Origin of the sequence: Microbulbifer mangrovi, assembly GCF_002009015.1 — a bacterium.
GTDB classification, from domain to species: Bacteria; Pseudomonadota; Gammaproteobacteria; order Pseudomonadales; family Cellvibrionaceae; genus Microbulbifer; species Microbulbifer mangrovi.
The window spans coordinates 1-16389 of sequence record NZ_LZDE01000254.1; the positions used below are offsets into that span (position 1 = coordinate 1).

Genomic DNA, 16389 nt, shown 5'->3' on the forward strand with positions numbered 1-16389 from the left:
AGGGGCGGATATCCGCCCCTTTTTTTCTCTCAATCTGCCGTCAATTATTGGCAAAGGCTGCGGATACTGTGCGCCTCCTGTGCCGCATCCATCCACTGATACTCGTCGTCGTCAGCGAAGTAATAGTAGATCGAATCATTCGGCAGGATCAGCACCGAAATGCCGCCATAGCCGGACATAAACGGAAGCCACAGCGGGCTGCTGCAACCGTTCATGTCACTACTCACTTCGTGGGCCCAGAAGCCATTGTTGTATTTGTAGTCGGTGAGGGGATCGAGGCCGCGGTCGGTGCTATCTCTTTGCAGGGCGGCATCCAATTGTCCCTGATTCAGTACGGATTGGCTTTCATCCGACAGGAATGCCCCGATTTTGGCCACATCGTCGCGCAGCCACATCAAACCCCAACCAGTGAACGGCTGCTGCACGCTGTCGTAAGTACGGCGGGAAAATTCTGCGGTGGGGCTCACACCGAGTGGGGCCAGTACTTCATCAATGAGGATATCGGTGAATATGTCGCTACCGCTACCCTCGATACCCTGCAGGTAGGTGTTCATGGCGGTGCCCAGAATGTAGGTATCCGAGGTGTGGTAGACCCACTCGGTGCCGGGCGTGGCCTTGCGCGGATATTCGGTACAGCTGTAATTGATTTTACTGGCGTGGTCTTCCGGCAGGAACAGATCGTTAGTATGGCTGGCACCTTCGTCGCTCATATAACTGGCGAGTTTGTAATTGCCGGTGCCCATATCCAGCGCATTGCCAAAGGTCACATCGTTCCAGTTCCCGTTGGTGTTGCATTCAGAGACATAGCTACCGATGGACTGGTTGAAAGTGCCTGGGTATTTCTGCTCCAGGCGCATCAGTGCACCGCCTGCAAATACAGATTTGGCGCTGGAGTAGGACGGGACGACCAGGGAGGCACAGTAGGGATAAATACCCTGCCGTGTACTGCAGCCGCCCACATAGTGAGTGCCGTCGATGACAAAACCCACCAGGGAAATTGCCAGTGGGTCCTTGCCGTTGGGCGTGGCGAAGGCGCTGTAGTCGGTACCCGGGTAGTCCTGTGCCAATGCACTCAGTGGTTTGCTTCGCATACGTGCCGCAACCTCAGCCTGATAGTCGCCGACCAGTGATGCGCTGTTACTGACAGATTGCGGGGTGTAGCTGGCGGAGAGCTGTCCCCACATATCAAACTGATAATACAGGCAGGTTTCACTGGCGATCTGGTAGGCGACGTCGGAAACCGAACCGTCGTCCTTGAACAGGAAAGTTAATACCCCGTTGTGCATACAGTTGGCGTTTTTCTGTTGCAGAGCGAAAGGCAGGGCAGCGCGGCTATATCCGGCATCGCCATTTTCGTTCCATACCCGACCCGGAGTCAGAACATACTCCCATTCCGGGTGGGTACTGGGAATGGAGCCGCGCTGTTTAGGCACAATATGGCTGCCGGTCTGCACGAGTTCGAAGTTGAATTCCGGCAGGTGTTTGCGGGTTGCATCCTGGGTGCCGGTATAGCGGAATGCATCCTTGTGCTCGTCGAAAGCGCCACCCGTTGCTTCGCCGAACAGTTCCAGCGTGCCTTCAAACTGGTTGGTCGGCATGGCCGCGTTAGCCGGCAGGGCGTAGAAGGAAAAGTCCACAAGGCTACCGGGGTCGCTGCCATTGATCAGTGTGGTCATCGTCAATGCGGAACGGGACACGTTGCCACTGCCGGTGAGCGGGTCAAAATCTTCCACAGTGCCGCCGCCTTCACTGGAAGCGCCATTCAGGGCGATGGTGACATTGGCCTCGTCGGGGTCGTTCGAGGTCAGCGTGATAGCGCCGCTGAAGCTGCCTTCTGTGGCGGGCGCGAACACAACAGTGATCGCACAGTTACCGCTTGCGGGCACCGTGCTGCAGTTGTTGCTGGTAATACTGAACGGTATCGAGGGCGTGCTGGTATTGCTAATAACCAGTTCGGCAGAGCCCTGGTTGGAAACGGTAATCGTCTGGCTGCTGCTGTTGCCTGGTGCAACATTCGGGAAAGTCACGCTGCCCGGTACGGCGATGTCGGGGGCTGTGGGCGCACCGCCGGTACCGGTAACCAGCGCCTGATGACCGTAACAGTAGTCACCTGTGGTCGACCCGGTGCCGCGGAATCGGAGTTGTACACTGGTGTTGTTGTCGATGCCGGAGGGGGAGGTGTTGGCGCTGAACTGGGAGCCATTATCATCACCGTTGGCAACGGTGATCGCGGTGGTCCAGCTACTGCCACCATCAGTAGAAACTTCTCCGTAGCAGAATTCATTGTTTTCCAGAGAGCTCGCCGACAGGGTCAGCGAAACGGAAACAGAAGAGTAACCAGCGGTGGAAAGCGTGTGGGTTGCACTGGAGCCGGCGCGCAAGCGGATGGTGCCATCTTGTGCATCTACATTGCCGGTTGCATTCCAGTCACTGATATTACCGCTGCCGAAGCTGTCCGAATAAATGGTTTCTGCCTGAACGCTGGCAGAGCCCGCCGCAGTGAAAAACAGAATTGCAGCCGCGAGTCCTGCTCGAGGCCATTGGTAACACGATTTCATATTCACACCCTGATTTTTTATTGATGGCTGGGGCTGCGCCTGCGAGGTTTGGGAGTTTCGCAGGATCACTGCAATAACATGAGCGTTTGCCTGGACAAGCTGTAGGGCCAGCTCTACGGGGCGCGTAGTACCAGTGCTCAATTGTCGTGAAAAGATTTTCCGCAGATAAAAAAGGCGAGCCCGGAACCAGGCTCACCGAAACGAGATCACGCAGGAGAAAAATCGTTACTGACAGGCACTCTGGATCTGGTGTGCCTCCTGTACGGCTTCGAGCCAGAAATAGGTATCGTTGTCGCTGAAGTAGTAGTAGACGCTATCGTTTGGCAGTAGTACCACCGTGATACCGCCATAGCCGGACAGGAACGGGATCCACTGCGCGCCGCTGCAGCCACTCAGGTTGCCGGCCACGTTGTGTGCCCAGAAGCCGTTGTTATAGCGGTAGTCGGTCAGTGGCACGGTGCCAGTATCGAGGCTATTGCGTTGCAAGGCGGCATCGAGCTGGTTGCTATCGAGCATTTCCTGGCCATTGATCTTGCCGTTTTCGATGCCAACAAAGCTCGCTATTTTCGCCACATCATCGGGCAGCCACATCAGCCCCCAGCCGGCAAAAGGCTGTCCCACTGCGTCGTATGTGCGGCGGGTGTATTGGCCAGTGGGGCTGACACCGATCGGTTCCCACAGGTCTGCAACAATAATATCGGCAAAAATATCTGCATTGCTGCCCTGCTGGTCCTGCAGGAAATCGTTCATGTGGGTGCCGGCAATATAGGTATCCGAGGTGTGATACACCCACTGGCTACCCGGCGTCGCCTTGCGTGAATACTGGCCGCAGCTGTAATTGATTTTGCTGCTGTGGCTGTCGGTGAGGAACAGGTTGTCGGTGTGCGAAGCGCCCTCATCCACCATATAAGTGGCATCACCATAATTCCCGGTTGCCATATCCAGCAGGTTGTTCAGGGTAACATCGGACCAGTTGCCATTGCTGTTACATGCGGGCACGTGGCTTGCCACTGCTGTATTGCGTACACCGGGGTAAAGTTTCTCCATCCGCATCATGGCCACGCCACCAAAGAATGACTTGGCCGATGAGTAAGATGGCACCACCATCGAATCGCAGTAGGGATAATTGCCATACCGGGTAACGCAGTTGCCGCGGTAATGTACCCCGCCGTAAATAAATCCGGCGGTTGAAACGTGGCTGGCATCGGTGCTGTTCGGTGCTGCAAATGCGGAGGCGTCGATGCCGGGATAATCTGTGCTGAGCGCAGACATCGGCTTGGTCGGCATGCGGCCGCCGATTTCCGCCTGGTAGTTCTGTATCCACTGGTTCTGGTTGGCAATGGCTTCCGGTGTATAGGTGGCGCTGAGTAGTCCCCACCAGTCCGCCTTGAAATACAGGCAGGTTTCACTACTGATCTGGTAGGCTACCTTGGAAACGGAGCCGTCCCCCTTGAACAGGAATGTCATCACTCCGTTGTGCATGCAGTTGGCGTTGCGCTGCTGCAGGGCAAAAGGAATGGCCGCGCGACTGTAACCGTTATCGCCGTTTTCCTGCCACACTCGACCTGGTGTCAGTACGTATTCCCAGTTGGGGTGTGCACTGGCGATAGAACCGCGCTCCAGCGGGAATATGTGACTGCCGGTCTGTATAAACTGGAAGGAGAATTCCGGCAGGTGTTTACGTGTATTGTCACCACTGCCGGTGTAGTTATAGGTGTCTTTAACTTCAGAAAAACTGCCACCGGTTGCCTCGCCACTCAAGGTCAGGGTTCCGGCAAAGGCGTTTTGTGGATGCGCGGCATTTTGCGGTACGCCGTATGCAGAGAGGTCTACACGACTGCCGGGATCACTGCCATTTATCAGCGTGTTGTAGGGCAACAGAGTGCGCGAGACATTACCTGACCCGGTAAGCTCATCGTAGTAGTCGTCATTACTCCCACCGCTGGACCCGCTGCTACTACCACCTCCGCTATCAATGTCGCCGGTCACCAGAATATTGTCACCGTAACAGTAATCGTAATAGTCGTTACCAGCATTGCGATAGCGGATCATCAACTGCGATTTGTTATCCGCATCGATGGTCACACTGTTTGCGGTGTACAGGGCACTGTTGTCCTGCCCGTTGGACAGGGTGATCGCGTTTACCCAGGAGCTGCCACCATTATTGGATACCTCTGCGACACAGGTTTCACTGTACTCAAGGGAATAAGCAGAAATATCCAGGGAGATATTGACGTTTACATAACCAATTGTGGACAGGGTATAGGTAGAGCTGGCTCCGCTGCCCCGCAGGCCAATCGAGTAATTACCGTAGTATGAGTTGACATATACCGTGCCGGTTGTAGTCCAGCCGAAGATGTTACCGTCCTGAAAGTCTTCGTCAAAAAGCGGGGCGGCCTGGAGTGTAGGCGCTGCGCAAGCACTGAGAAAAGCTGCCGCTATGAGGTGTCGAATCATTTTCACTTTCTTGAATCCCTCGCGTCGAAGGGGTGACTGGGCATCGTGCGCATTTCAAAAAGTCATCTTCAGCGCGCGACCTGGATATTTCGGTTCAGGTTCTCTCAGTCCCGTATTGTTCGTTAGCGCCACTTGTACGGCACCGTTAGATCCAGAAGCGGTATCGGCGGCGGCTTCTGTGTGAAAAGTGATCGAATTCGAAATGCATCACGGTTTGTGAGACATTAATCACACAACCAATTCCAACTAGAGGTGACACCGAGATGGTCGCGATTGCCGGTATGGACACATGGCGCCGGACTGGGCGGGCAATTTTCCGGGCCTGTAGCATCTTTTTTTTCACGCTACTCGTGGCCTGCGGCGGTGAGCGTGCGGAGAACAGTGCGCAGTCAGTGACTACGCCAGTCGAACAGCCGGTGGGAGAAGAGGGCGATATCGCGTCCGAAGAACCCCAGAACCCCGAGTTTGAAAACTATATCGAACGCGGTGATCTCGATGCGATTGCCCAACGCGAGACCCTGCGGCTGCTGGCGCCGCGTGGGCTGGAAGAGGAATCGCTCCCCCGCGACGGCCTGCCCACCGGAGAGTGGCGCGCACTGGCCGAGAAGTTCGCCCGCGAGCGCGGGCTGACCCCGCAGTGGGTGTATGTGGATAACTTCGCGCAATTGATTCCGGCGTTGATAGAGGGGCGCGGCGACCTGATTGCGATCAACTTTTCCCGCACCCCGGAGCGCGCCAGGCAGGTCACCTTTACCCGGCCGCTGGAATATGTGCAGGAGATGCTGATCACCCGACGCGATAGCGATAAAAGTGACGCAGCGCTGGAGGTGGCCCTGAGAAAAGGCAGTGCTTTTGCCGAGACCCTTGGCCAGCGCGCTGAAACCGAACGTCTTCTGACGCCGAAATACCTGGAAGGCCCGGTAACCCAGGATGAACTGCTCGGCGGTGTCGCCCGTGGCGAATTTGATGCGACGGTGATCGACAGCAATCTGGCCGACGTGCTGCTGGCGGACTACCCGACACTGCAGGCGCAAGATCTGCGCGACAAGCGTCGCGCCATCGCCTGGGCTGTGCGTCGCGATGCGCCAAAGCTGGAGCGCGCGCTGAACGAATATTTCACCCGTGAACATCTCGAGGCGGCCCAGCGTCGCGCCAGTGCACTGCGGGATTGGGATCAGATCCAGCAGACCCGTACCCTGCGGGTGCTCACCCGCAATCACCCGGCCTCCTATTTCATGTGGCGGGGCGAGCTTATGGGGTTTGATTACGACCTGCTGCAGCGCTTTGCCAGGGATCACGGCCTGCGCCTGAGCATGGTGGTGCCCGGGCCGGATGTGGACCTGGCAGATGCGCTGGCGGCAGGCCTCGGTGATGTGATCGCTGCATCCATGACAGTCACCGAGCCGCGCAAGCAGCAGGGCCTGGTATTTACCCGGCCTTATATGCAGGTGACGGAACAGCTGATTACCTCGGCAGACAAGGTTACTGAGACGGCGGAAGCCGTACCGGTGGCACAGCAGCTGAGCGGACAGTCGGTTGCGGTCAATCCTCTCAGCAGTTACTACACCAGCCTGAATGCGGTGGCGGCCGCCAGTGAATCGCCCATCGAAATCCTGCCGGTGGCCGGGGCCACTACCGAGCAGCTGATCAATGGCGTCGTTAACGGGCGTTACGATTACACGGTGGCGGATTCGCACCTGCTGCAGATCGAGCAGACCTATCGGGATGATTTCCGGGTAGTCGGGGATCTGAGCGGCGAGCGCGATATCGCCTGGGCGGTGCGCAAAGACCAGCCGGTGTTACTTGGCGAACTGAATGCATTTCTGAAAAAGTATTACCGCGGGCTGTTTTTCAACGTTACCTACAACAAGTACTTCCGCGAAGAAAAACGCATCAGGCAGAAACTGGGGGAGCGCCTGCGGGATACCAGTGCGCTTTCTCCCTACGATCCAGTCGTGCGCAAGCACGCGGTGCCCGCGGACCGCGACTGGCGTATGGTGGTTTCGCAGATGTACCAGGAGAGCCGCTTCAATCCGCGCGCGAAATCCTTTGCCGGCGCCCGTGGCCTGATGCAGGTGATGCCGCGCACCGCACACCAGATGGGTATATCCGATCTGTACCAGCCGGAAAATGGTATCCGCGCGGGCATTTCCTATCTGGGCTGGCTGGAAGAGCGCTTTCCAAGAAGCCTCGCCTTCGACCAGAAAATTTATTTCACCCTGGCCGCCTACAACGCCGGCCACGGCCACGTGCGGGATGCGCGCGTACTGGCCGAACAACTGGGCAAAGATCCGGATCGCTGGTTCGACAACGTGGAAGACGCGATGTTGCTGTTGTCACAGCCGGAGTATTACAAGAAAGCGCGATTTGGTTATGTGCGGGGCAGGGAGCCGGTGAACTATGTACGTGAAATCCGCGATCGCTATTTCGGATATCTTTCGGTCGCGCGCAATGAGAGGATGGCTGAACAGCAGTAGTCCATATCCGCCTCGGGTGCAGCCGGCAAAGAGGCTTGCCGACTGTGCCCGTGCGATGAATCAGACCCGGGCAGTTACCTGAATCTCGATCTTCATCGCATCTTCGAGCAGGCGCGCCTCAAAAAATGTCGCCGCCGGGCGCACATCCCCGAGCCACTTTTCGAAGACCGGCCAGCAGGGTTTGAACTCCTCACGGTCGGGCAGAATGTAGGTCACCCGCACGATTTTATCGATACTGCTGCCAGCTTCCTGCAGGGCCTGTTCGATATTGCTGAAGCACTGATCCGCCTGTTCCGTAACATCGTCGCTGATGCTGTTGGTGGCGTAGTTGAAGCCGGTAGTACCGGAAACAAATACATAGTCCCCATCCACCACCGCGCGTGAATAACCGATTTTTCGTTCGAACTCCGATCCACTGGAAATCAGTTTTCTGCTCACAGAAATTCTCCTTGAGGCGGGGCTCTGTCCGATACAGAACCCCATGAATATTGGGCGCGGGATGATGCCATACTCTGAACACTTCACCTAGCGCTCAGGGATGCCTGACGACTACCGTCCCGGAAAACGTGGCTGTGAAAAAAACATCTAATTCAACTCTGGCACGAATTTATAGTGGCTGAGATACGCAAAAAAAGGTGATCTAATACCGGCCTGCCTGAACCTGCACCGGCAGGTGCAGCCTGCAAATCATCGAACTATCACAGGAGGTGATCGTCGTGCCCGTATTCGCCTATCAATCCCTCAATTCCGGTGTCCAGGCCGATCATGGTGTGGCCGCATCCAACTCCCAGCGGTTTACCAAAAGCACCCACACGAATATCGCCAAGAGCGACAAGCCGTGGATGTTGTCGATGCCGGTGGCGGAGGGCGCGGCACCGGATGTGCCGGTTCACGGCCCCGCGCAGTTGCTACCCACTGCAAAGGATATCTACAAAAAGCAGGGGCGCTTTACGGATAAGGTTTTCCTGAACCTGGTGGAGGGAAAAGCGCGCCAGACCCATCAGCACCTGATCCGTTCACTCGGCCAGTGCAGTGTGCTGGTCTACGGTGAGCTGGATGGCAATCACCGGGAGTGGCAGAGCATGCAGCAGCACGCTGGCAACCTGTTGACTGCCGCCAGTACCGGCAAGGCGTGCAACAGTTTCAGTGTGCATACCAACGGTTCCGGCAGTCACCGTTTCATCCAGGCAGGTATGGGCTGGATCGCCATCGAGAGCGACGGTATCCGCGCGCTGTTCGTGCATGTGCCCAACAGTGTCGCCACCAAAAAGGATTTGACCAGGAAATTCTACAGTGACATCCATTCCCGGGTTCTACAGTCCGAGGGTGGTGGTGTGATTGATGTCATCATGGGCGATACCAATCAGCCGAGCGTAGGATATACCCAGGAGGTGGTGTCGGGTGCGATGGGACAGTCGTTTGCGGAATTCCATCAGGGCAAGCAGATCCAGCCGGAAGATGCTTACCAGCGCAGCTTTGGTGGCACTAACAGCAATGCCAGCAAAAAATATGATGTTGCGGTCTACAACACCAACACGGTAAAGATCGAAAACCTGGTCTACCTCTCCCAATGCGTGGATGTCGCCGGGGCCGGTGGTGCGGCGGCAATTACCGATCACATGGGGGTTGGGGTCAAAATCGCCAGGGTGTGAGCGCCCCGGCGACGCCTTATGACTCAGCATCACTGTCACTGCCCAGTTCCGCTTGTGACAGGGCGCGCCGGCTCTGCAAACGGTACACATTGCGCAGGTTATGCTGTGCCGCCGTGTTGTCCCGATCCAGAGCCAGCGCCTGACTGTAGCTCAACTCTGCCAGTTCCAGGTTGCCGTCCCGGCGGTGGATATAACCGAGGGTATTCCACAGCAGGCTGGAGCGGGGGTTGAGGGTCAGGGCTTCCTGCATCATATCGAGGGCTTCCTCACGCCGCTGTCCTTTCTCCAGTTCAAGCGCCCGGTTGTTCAGGTACAGTGATTGTACCGTGGCATCTGCCAGCTGCTTGTGCCGGTAAGGGCTGCGCGGATCAAAGTTGAATTCCAGGATACGGGTGGACCAGCCGAAGGAAACCTCCGCATTGATGTGCAGAATATTCTGTACCAGCGCATTGCCGCCACTGCCCGAAGTTGTCCTGCGTCCCATGGGGGCAAGTACCCGATTGAAGTGCGCTTCCAGCCCCACCTCCCGCGCCAGCGCCACCATCAGAGCGGAAAACGAAATACAGTTACCGCGGCGCTCAGCGAACGCTTCCGCAGCGGTCGCGGTAGTATCGAGATCGTAAATCAATTCAAAGCGCCGCTGCTTCAGGGTACGCAGAATCTGGCGAAAGCGCCGGTTGGGACTGAGCGACGGATCTATCGATTCCACGAACTCGCGCATCTCTGGACTGACTGCCAGCAGCCCCTGTGAATAACCGGCTGCGTTCAATGCGGGTTGGCCGAGTCCTGCTGATTGGCCGAGCGTGATTTCCAGGGCCTCTTCCAGTGATTCTGCCTGAGCATCACTCAGTGTCGCCTCGCCGGTCGAGATAGAACCCCCGCTCAATGCCCTTGGGGGTGTCGCAGAGGGGCTGCCAGCACAGCCCAGCTGCAGCGCCACGATAAAAAGTGCCATCCATCGCATGAGATATTCCTCTTGGTTTTTCCTCCTGTCAGGTTGCTAATGGACGCACAAAAATATTGGGTTAGATTCAGCGTGTCGATGAATGTGCTGCAAATGGCGTTGAGTTGAAGGGCGCGAGGACGGGGCTGCGGTGAGTGGAGTTGTGCCGCCGGTGGGCCGAATGCGGTGCGAGTTGGATTGGACGACAGCGTGGCGGTGTCAGTTTTCTGAGTGCGGGGTGTTTTTCACCAGATGGAAGCGACTGCGGCGGGCCTCCGCAATTTCAGCCCGGCGTTTCAGCTGTCTCTCCAGTTTTCTCTGTGACTTTTCTTCATCAGTGGGCCAGGTGTCCGCTTCCGACAGGGTATACAGCACCGAGCGCCACAGCCTGGATACGTTGAGACGCAGCGGGTTGTTGATAATCGGATAGCGGTGCTCCGGGTCGCAAACCTGCAGCCAGCCGTGCAGCGAGTGATGGACCGACAGCGTGGCCCGCACTTCGCCGGCGCGGGCTGCGAGCTGGATAAATGCGGAGTGCAGCTGTGGCCGCAGATTTTCGCTGCCAGCGCGAAACTCCGCTGTGTGTTCGGCGTACCGGAGCTTGAGTCGGTGCCATTGTCCGAGAGACATAAATTGCGTTGTCGTTGTTCTGGTCGATTTAACGGTGAGCTTTGCCTGCGGTTAGCGAAACGCCACACAGGCCGGGCTTCGCACCCTGAGAACAGTCTTCTGATTGAACATTCGCTTGTAGCGATCGATCACCGCACTGATAGATGTTTCGATCTCTGGGCTTCCCGGATGTACCAGAGAGAGCACATAGCTCCGCTCGCGAACGGTGTCGCCGGAGGCGGGCTTCCACTGCCCGGCGGCCTGAATCACCGTTAGCCCATCCGGGAAATATTCCGACAGGACGTCGTCCACAAATCCCTGCCACTGGCGCTGGGAAACTTCCTCCTCGGGTGGGTTGCCAATTGCGGTGCCAAAATACAACAGGTCGTGAAATTGCAGACTTTCCCCCTGCTGGCAGCGCAGTGCCGGTGGGGAGCTGCAGGCCGCAAGTGCGGTGAGCATTACCCCGGCGACCAGTACCCTTGTGCATGTCCCGTGCATCGTTTTGTGTGTCACTCGCCAATTGCGATGGCCCGGCGCTGTTAATGGATAAAGCGGGCCGGTAAATAACGCAAGTTACGTCATTTCTTAGCGGATGTAACCCCTGTGACGAAACCAATGGTATGAGTGCGCATCGTTCAGGCTATTGGTGTGAGTATGGGGGAATTGGCGCCACGGAAGTGGCGCCGGAGGCGGGAGTATCGTGCAATCAGAAATGATATTTCAGCAGCAGGTTGATATTGCGCTCGTTGGAATCTATGCCGAAGGTGCCATCCTTGATGCCGAACTTGTCGTTCCAGTGCACATACTCGATACCGGCATAGAGCTTCTTCGGATGGCCGGAACGGGCGCCGATATCCCACTTCAACTGCGAGGTGAAATTCATGCTCGGGTGGGCATCCACAGAAGCACTCGCCCAGTCGATAAACCCATCGTAAAGGAAGGACTCGTTACCCAGGTTGAAGGGCAGTCCCCAGGCCAGGGTCAGCTGTTCGTTGTCTGCCTTGTTTTCATTGTTGCGGTGATACAGGTTGGCCTGCAGGTAGGAGAACCCCGGCGCCGCCAGGTCGAAGCCGATCCCCGCGAGCTTGTTGACGAAGTGCGGACCGGTAGCGGTGAGATTGTCCGGGTCATCCATATTGCCGAGTTCCAGCTGCCCCGCCAGCAACACGTCTTTCACCGGTCCATAGGCAATCTCGCGACCACCCAGCTTGCCCAGGCTCAGGCGCGGGGAGATTTCGGTGTACAGCTCACTGGAGCCATCTTCCGAGGAGAGGTAATCCGAGAACAGGAACAGGTCTCCCCAGCTGTGGCCACTGACGTGCTCAAAGGTCAGCACGCCGCGGCTGCTGTCATCGGTGGTGAGGCTATAGTCGACTTTGTAGTCCCGGCCGTACAGCGCGGTCAGGCTATTGTCCTGCCACAACACCTCGGCGGTTGAACTTAGGGAGGTGGATAGGGCAATCAGGCCTGTAGTCAGTGCGGACAGGGAGCGGGAAAGCGTCATCGGAACCTCGGAATCGGCTGAGTGGTGCAGACCGTAATTGGTCAAAAAATAGCCGCGAAATTTACCGGATTAGCACGTGGATTGCCAAGTTTTCTACGGAGAGATGTGGGGGTAGGGGCACGTTAGGGCCCCTGGTCCGGGGAATGGGGGATCGTGTGAATAGTGTGCTACTCAAGCACCAGATAAGAAATATTATTTCCCTGGGATACGGCGTTTACCCGGGCCCCTAAATGCGAAGCATGCTGGTTACTACCGTGAACGCCGCGGCAATGGAGATCAGGGCCAGGTAGCAGGTGCCCAGGAAAAAGAACTTTACCGAGGTTGCCATCCAGCCCTGCTGGTAAACGCGCTTCTGTGTCAGCAGCAGATAAACCGGCATCCAGGTGCCCAGCGTGGCAAGCGCCAGGTTGAACAGCGTGTGGGTGAAGGCACCGGGTAATGTCAGCCAGTCGCGCAAATCAATCAGCAGTACCAGGAGCAGCAGGGATAGCGACAGAAATGCATGGCTGTGGAGGGCGACAATCAGGTGCTCCATGTACAGCCGCTTTTTGAACAGGTAGGCCAGGCTGAGCAGTAATGCGAATACCGGCAGCAGGAGAAACAGCGTCGACGGAATAGCGCCAAACAGGGCATCTTTCAGCAGGTTGGGATCTTTCTGGATGCGCTGCATATTGTGATTCAGTGCAGCGCTCTGCTGCGCGAGCCACGCATTCACCGCTTCGGGTGCGTTCTCTATCTGGATTGGCTCCAGTCCACTTTGTTGCTCTGTGCGCTTTTCTTCTTCCAGAACGTAAGTCGGATCCAGGGATGCAATGCGCTGCCGCGCGGCCGCGCCTATCATGTGCTCCATGCCAATCATGATCCCGTGAATACCGGGAACCTCTGCGCTCTCGTCGGCCGCCGCGAGGAGCTCCTCAAACGCCTGATCGCGCAGGCGCAGAACCTCCTCAACACTGGTCGCCTGCAAGATATCCTGCTCTACCGAATTGAAATCAACCCGAGCCTGTAGCGGGTTGTTGGCCGGTGCGTCGATGTCTAACCGCCAGTCGCTACTCAGCTGGGCGACAAAAAAGGCGGTCAGGCACAGGAAAATAAACAGGCGCACCGGGCTCACGTAGCGAATTCGTCGCCCGGCCAGATACTCATTAGTGAGGAAACCCGGCTTCAGTAGCAGTGGCCACAGTGTGCGCTTGATACGGGAGTCCAGCCCGAACACGGTACTGAAAAAATCGCCGATCAGCTCCGGCATCTGCCGCACAATGCTTTTCTCCGGTTGCCCGCACGCATAACAATGAGGCCCGAGGAGCGGCTCTGAACAATTGCCGCAGGTAGCGTCATGTTTCTCCGGAGGTTCTGCCATCGATTGGTGGTCCGGCGATGCCTCGGATGCAACTGGGGGATTATTTGTGATCAGGTCCTGATCCGTCAGGGCTTCGGTGTCACTCATGGCTGTTACGAAGTTTGCGGTAGTTATTCGGAGTAGTTATTCGGAGCAGTAGTCGATCGGCAAATAATATGTGGATTCGAAGTTAAAACCTAATGCGGCAGACCCTATATACTGATTGCCCATTTTTTCGGTACGCCTATCTGTATGTCTAATCACTCCAAATCCAGCGATAGCCGCGAAAATACCGGGCAGGCAGATGCCGCCTCGCGCATGAGTGCACGCGAGATGATGGCTGCACTCTGGCAGTTTATGCGGCCCTACAAGAAGACTTTATTCGGCGCGGCGGTGGCTCTGGTGTTTACTGCTGGCGTCACGCTCGCGATCGGTCAGGGGGTGCGCCTGCTGGTCGACACGGGACTGACCGGAGACTCCAGTGCCGCGCTAGGCCAGGCCGTACTGGTATTGATGGTACTCGCTGTGCTGATGGCCGTTGGTACCTACGCGCGACATTACCTGGTGTCCTGGATGGGCGAACGGGTGGTGGCTGACCTGCGCAAGGCGGTGTTCGACCATATCGTGACCCTGCACCCGAGCTATTTCGAAACCAACCGCAGTGGCGAGATCATGTCCCGCCTCACCACCGATACCACGTTACTGCAGCATATAATCGGCACCTCGTTTTCCATGGCGCTGCGCAGTGGGTTGATGTTTGTGGGCGCGCTGGTGTTGTTGCTGTTCACCAACCTGAAATTGAGCCTGATGGTGCTGGTGGGGGTGCCGCTGGTGTTGTTACCCATCGTGCTGTACGGCCGTCGGGTGCGGAAGTTGTCGAAAGCCAGCCAGGACTCCATCGCCGATGTAGGCAGTTACGCCGGTGAGATCATCCAGCACATCAAGACCGTGCAGAGTTACACCCGCGAACAGCACGAACAGCAGGCGTTCGCGGCGGAAGTGGAAACCGCATTCGATGTCGCCAAGCAGCGGGTCCGCCAGCGCTCACTGTTGATCGCCGTGGTGATCCTGCTGATGTTCGGTGCGGTGAGTGCGCTGTTGTGGGTGGGAGGCAACGACATGATTGCCGGGCGTATGAGTAGCGGCGACCTGGCAGCGTTTGTGTTCTACGCCATCATGATGGGCTCGGCAGTCGCGACGATTTCCGAGGTCTACGGAGAGCTGCAGCGCGCCACCGGCGCCACCGAGCGGCTGGTCGACCTGCTGAATGTGCAGGCAGAGATTCCCGCAAGCAGTGCTTCGATCGATAGCGACACCCCGGCTCACAACGCAGAAGCCGAGGTGGTATTCGACGGGGTTGAGTTCAGCTACCCGTCGCGGCTGGATCGGCCGGCGATCGACGGTCTCGACCTCACGGTAGCGGCCGGCAAGAACCTGGCTCTGGTTGGCCCCTCGGGCGCAGGCAAGTCCACTCTACTCGAACTGCTGCAACGGTTTTACGACCCGTGCGCCGGGCGTATCACTCTGGACGGGGTAGATATCCGGGAAATGGATACCGGCACCCTGCGCCGCCTGATTGCCGTGGTGCCGCAGCAGCCGGCACTGTTTACCGCCGATATCTGGTACAACATCCGCTATGGCAAGCCGGATGCGACCGATGCGGAGGTGATCGCCGCAGCCAGAGCTGCCCACGCCCACGAATTTATTGAGCAGCTGCCGGATGGCTACAGCAGCCACCTCGGTGAGCAGGGTACCCGTCTGTCCGGTGGCCAGAAGCAGCGTATCGCCATTGCCCGCGCAATCCTGAAAGATCCGAAAATCCTGCTACTGGACGAGGCCACAAGTGCGCTGGACGCGGAGAGCGAGCACCATGTGCAACAGGCGTTGGAGGCACTGATGAAGAATCGAACCAGCATCGTCATCGCCCACCGGCTGGCGACCATTCTGCATGCAGACAGTATTGCGGTATTGGATCGGGGCCAGCTGGTCGCGCAGGGCAGCCATCGCCAACTTATTGAGATATCGCCGCTTTACAAGCGACTTGCAGAGCTGCAGTTTCAGAGCTCCGAGCGGAAGAGTTCGGCGGAAGGGTGAGAACGGAAGAGTAGCCTTCAAACAAAAACGGGCCCCGAAGGGCCCGTTTTCACATCAGCAGGGGATTAAACCACTACGATGTTTTCAGCCTGCGGGCCTTTCTTGCCTTGAGTTACGGTGAACTCAACGGCCTGGCCTTCGGTCAGGGTGCGGAAACCGGTGCTAGCGATAGCGCTGAAGTGTGCGAACACGTCCGGACCGGACTGCTGCTCAATAAAACCAAAACCTTTTGCTTCGTCGAACCATTTAACGGTTCCAGTCACTGTATTAGACATATCTAATTCCTGAAATTAAAAAGAGTGTTGCCCCGAGGGGCGGGTGGTGCTCGATGTAAAGGCTCTTAGTAACTGCAGGACACGATATCAACGAAACGTGGCATTGCGAGTAGAACAGCGATATAGCGGTATCAATAAAAGTCTTTCTTTCTAGCAGGGGCCACTCTATAGGGAAGTGACCGCCCTGTCTAGAAATTGTTCAGTAATTGGTCGATACAATTGCAGTTTTTGCTGCCAATCCCGGCTGGCAACGGTATTCAGGCGGCCTGAGCCTCCGCGCGGGCGCGATCTGCGAGGTACTCATCGTAGGTACCCTGAAAATCGACCAGCTGGTTGTCCTTGATCTCGAGCACCCGGGTGGCCAGGGAAGAGACAAACTGACGGTCGTGGCTGACGAAGATCAGGGTGCCCTCATACTGGGATAGGGCCTTGTTCAGGGCCTCGATGGACTCCATATCCAGGTGGTTGGTGGGCTCGT

Annotated in this window: 12 protein-coding genes and 1 pseudogene; 3 read left to right on the forward strand and 10 right to left on the reverse strand. The window is 57.1% G+C overall.

What is annotated here, in order from left to right:
• Positions 1-44 precede the first annotated feature (44 nt).
• A complete protein-coding gene (locus B4U49_RS04565; RefSeq protein WP_078083409.1) occupies positions 45-2558 on the reverse strand; it encodes a choice-of-anchor D domain-containing protein in 2514 nt (837 codons plus the stop codon).
• Between the two features lie 225 nt (positions 2559-2783).
• Positions 2784-5015 carry a beta-lactamase family protein gene (locus B4U49_RS04570; RefSeq protein WP_239692469.1) on the reverse strand — a complete coding sequence of 744 codons (2232 nt, stop codon included), beginning with the start codon at positions 5013-5015 and terminating at the stop codon, positions 2784-2786.
• A gap of 392 nt (positions 5016-5407) precedes the next feature.
• Between B4U49_RS04570 and B4U49_RS04575 the strand changes: the two genes are divergently transcribed.
• On the forward strand, positions 5408-7492 hold the full coding sequence (locus B4U49_RS04575) for a transporter substrate-binding domain-containing protein (RefSeq protein WP_158078555.1): 2085 nt from the start codon (positions 5408-5410) through the stop codon (positions 7490-7492).
• A gap of 60 nt (positions 7493-7552) precedes the next feature.
• On the opposite strand, the gene B4U49_RS04580 is transcribed toward B4U49_RS04575, so the two are convergent.
• The gene (locus B4U49_RS04580; protein WP_078083401.1) at positions 7553-7930 is read right to left on the reverse strand and encodes a RidA family protein; all 378 of its coding nucleotides are present in this window, start codon (positions 7928-7930) and stop codon (positions 7553-7555) included.
• 278 nt (positions 7931-8208) lie between these two features.
• Between B4U49_RS04580 and B4U49_RS04585 the strand changes: the two genes are divergently transcribed.
• Positions 8209-9144 carry a hypothetical protein gene (locus B4U49_RS04585; protein WP_078083402.1) on the forward strand — a complete coding sequence of 312 codons (936 nt, stop codon included), beginning with the start codon at positions 8209-8211 and terminating at the stop codon, positions 9142-9144.
• A gap of 16 nt (positions 9145-9160) precedes the next feature.
• Here the strand turns inward: B4U49_RS04585 and B4U49_RS04590 are convergent, their stop codons facing one another.
• The 5 genes from B4U49_RS04590 to B4U49_RS04610 form a co-directional block, all read right to left on the reverse strand.
• Positions 9161-10108 carry a transglutaminase domain-containing protein gene (locus B4U49_RS04590; protein ID WP_078083403.1) on the reverse strand — a complete coding sequence of 316 codons (948 nt, stop codon included), beginning with the start codon at positions 10106-10108 and terminating at the stop codon, positions 9161-9163.
• Between the two features lie 198 nt (positions 10109-10306).
• Positions 10307-10717, reverse strand: a complete 411-nt coding sequence (locus tag B4U49_RS04595; protein ID WP_078083404.1) for a hypothetical protein — start codon at positions 10715-10717, stop codon at positions 10307-10309.
• A 51-nt stretch (positions 10718-10768) separates the two neighbouring features.
• Positions 10769-11212 carry a DUF3574 domain-containing protein gene (locus B4U49_RS04600; RefSeq protein WP_143735524.1) on the reverse strand — a complete coding sequence of 148 codons (444 nt, stop codon included), beginning with the start codon at positions 11210-11212 and terminating at the stop codon, positions 10769-10771.
• A gap of 193 nt (positions 11213-11405) precedes the next feature.
• Complete coding sequence (locus B4U49_RS04605) at positions 11406-12203, reverse strand: outer membrane protein OmpK (RefSeq protein ID WP_078083410.1); 798 nt, start codon at positions 12201-12203, stop codon at positions 11406-11408.
• 226 nt (positions 12204-12429) lie between these two features.
• Entirely contained in the window at positions 12430-13452 is a 1023-nt protein-coding gene (locus B4U49_RS04610; RefSeq protein ID WP_239692470.1) for a DUF3667 domain-containing protein, read from the reverse strand.
• A gap of 342 nt (positions 13453-13794) precedes the next feature.
• Between B4U49_RS04610 and B4U49_RS04615 the strand changes: the two genes are divergently transcribed.
• Complete coding sequence (locus B4U49_RS04615) at positions 13795-15636, forward strand: ABC transporter transmembrane domain-containing protein (protein ID WP_078083407.1); 1842 nt, start codon at positions 13795-13797, stop codon at positions 15634-15636.
• Between the two features lie 65 nt (positions 15637-15701).
• On the opposite strand, the gene B4U49_RS04620 is transcribed toward B4U49_RS04615, so the two are convergent.
• Positions 15702-15911: a cold-shock protein gene (locus B4U49_RS04620; RefSeq protein WP_078083408.1), complete on the reverse strand. Its 210-nt coding sequence runs from the start codon at positions 15909-15911 to the stop codon at positions 15702-15704.
• Between the two features lie 257 nt (positions 15912-16168).
• Positions 16169-16389: pseudogene (locus B4U49_RS04625) on the reverse strand (ABC-F family ATPase); the annotation flags it as partial.

Excerpts from the sequence above, each read along its gene's own strand:
- B4U49_RS04620 (WP_078083408.1), bottom strand. The coding sequence starts at position 15,911 with ATGTCTAATACAGTGACTGGAACCGTTAAATGGTTCGACGAAGCAAAA.
- B4U49_RS04610 (WP_239692470.1), bottom strand. The coding sequence starts at position 13,452 with ATGCCGGAGCTGATCGGCGATTTTTTCAGTACCGTGTTCGGGCTGGAC.
- B4U49_RS04565 (WP_078083409.1), bottom strand. The coding sequence starts at position 2,558 with ATGAAATCGTGTTACCAATGGCCTCGAGCAGGACTCGCGGCTGCAATT.
- B4U49_RS04595 (WP_078083404.1), bottom strand. The coding sequence starts at position 10,717 with ATGTCTCTCGGACAATGGCACCGACTCAAGCTCCGGTACGCCGAACAC.
- B4U49_RS04590 (WP_078083403.1), bottom strand. The coding sequence starts at position 10,108 with ATGCGATGGATGGCACTTTTTATCGTGGCGCTGCAGCTGGGCTGTGCT.
- B4U49_RS04605 (WP_078083410.1), bottom strand. The coding sequence starts at position 12,203 with ATGACGCTTTCCCGCTCCCTGTCCGCACTGACTACAGGCCTGATTGCC.
- B4U49_RS04570 (WP_239692469.1), bottom strand. The coding sequence starts at position 5,015 with ATGATTCGACACCTCATAGCGGCAGCTTTTCTCAGTGCTTGCGCAGCG.
- B4U49_RS04615 (WP_078083407.1), top strand. The coding sequence starts at position 13,795 with ATGTCTAATCACTCCAAATCCAGCGATAGCCGCGAAAATACCGGGCAG.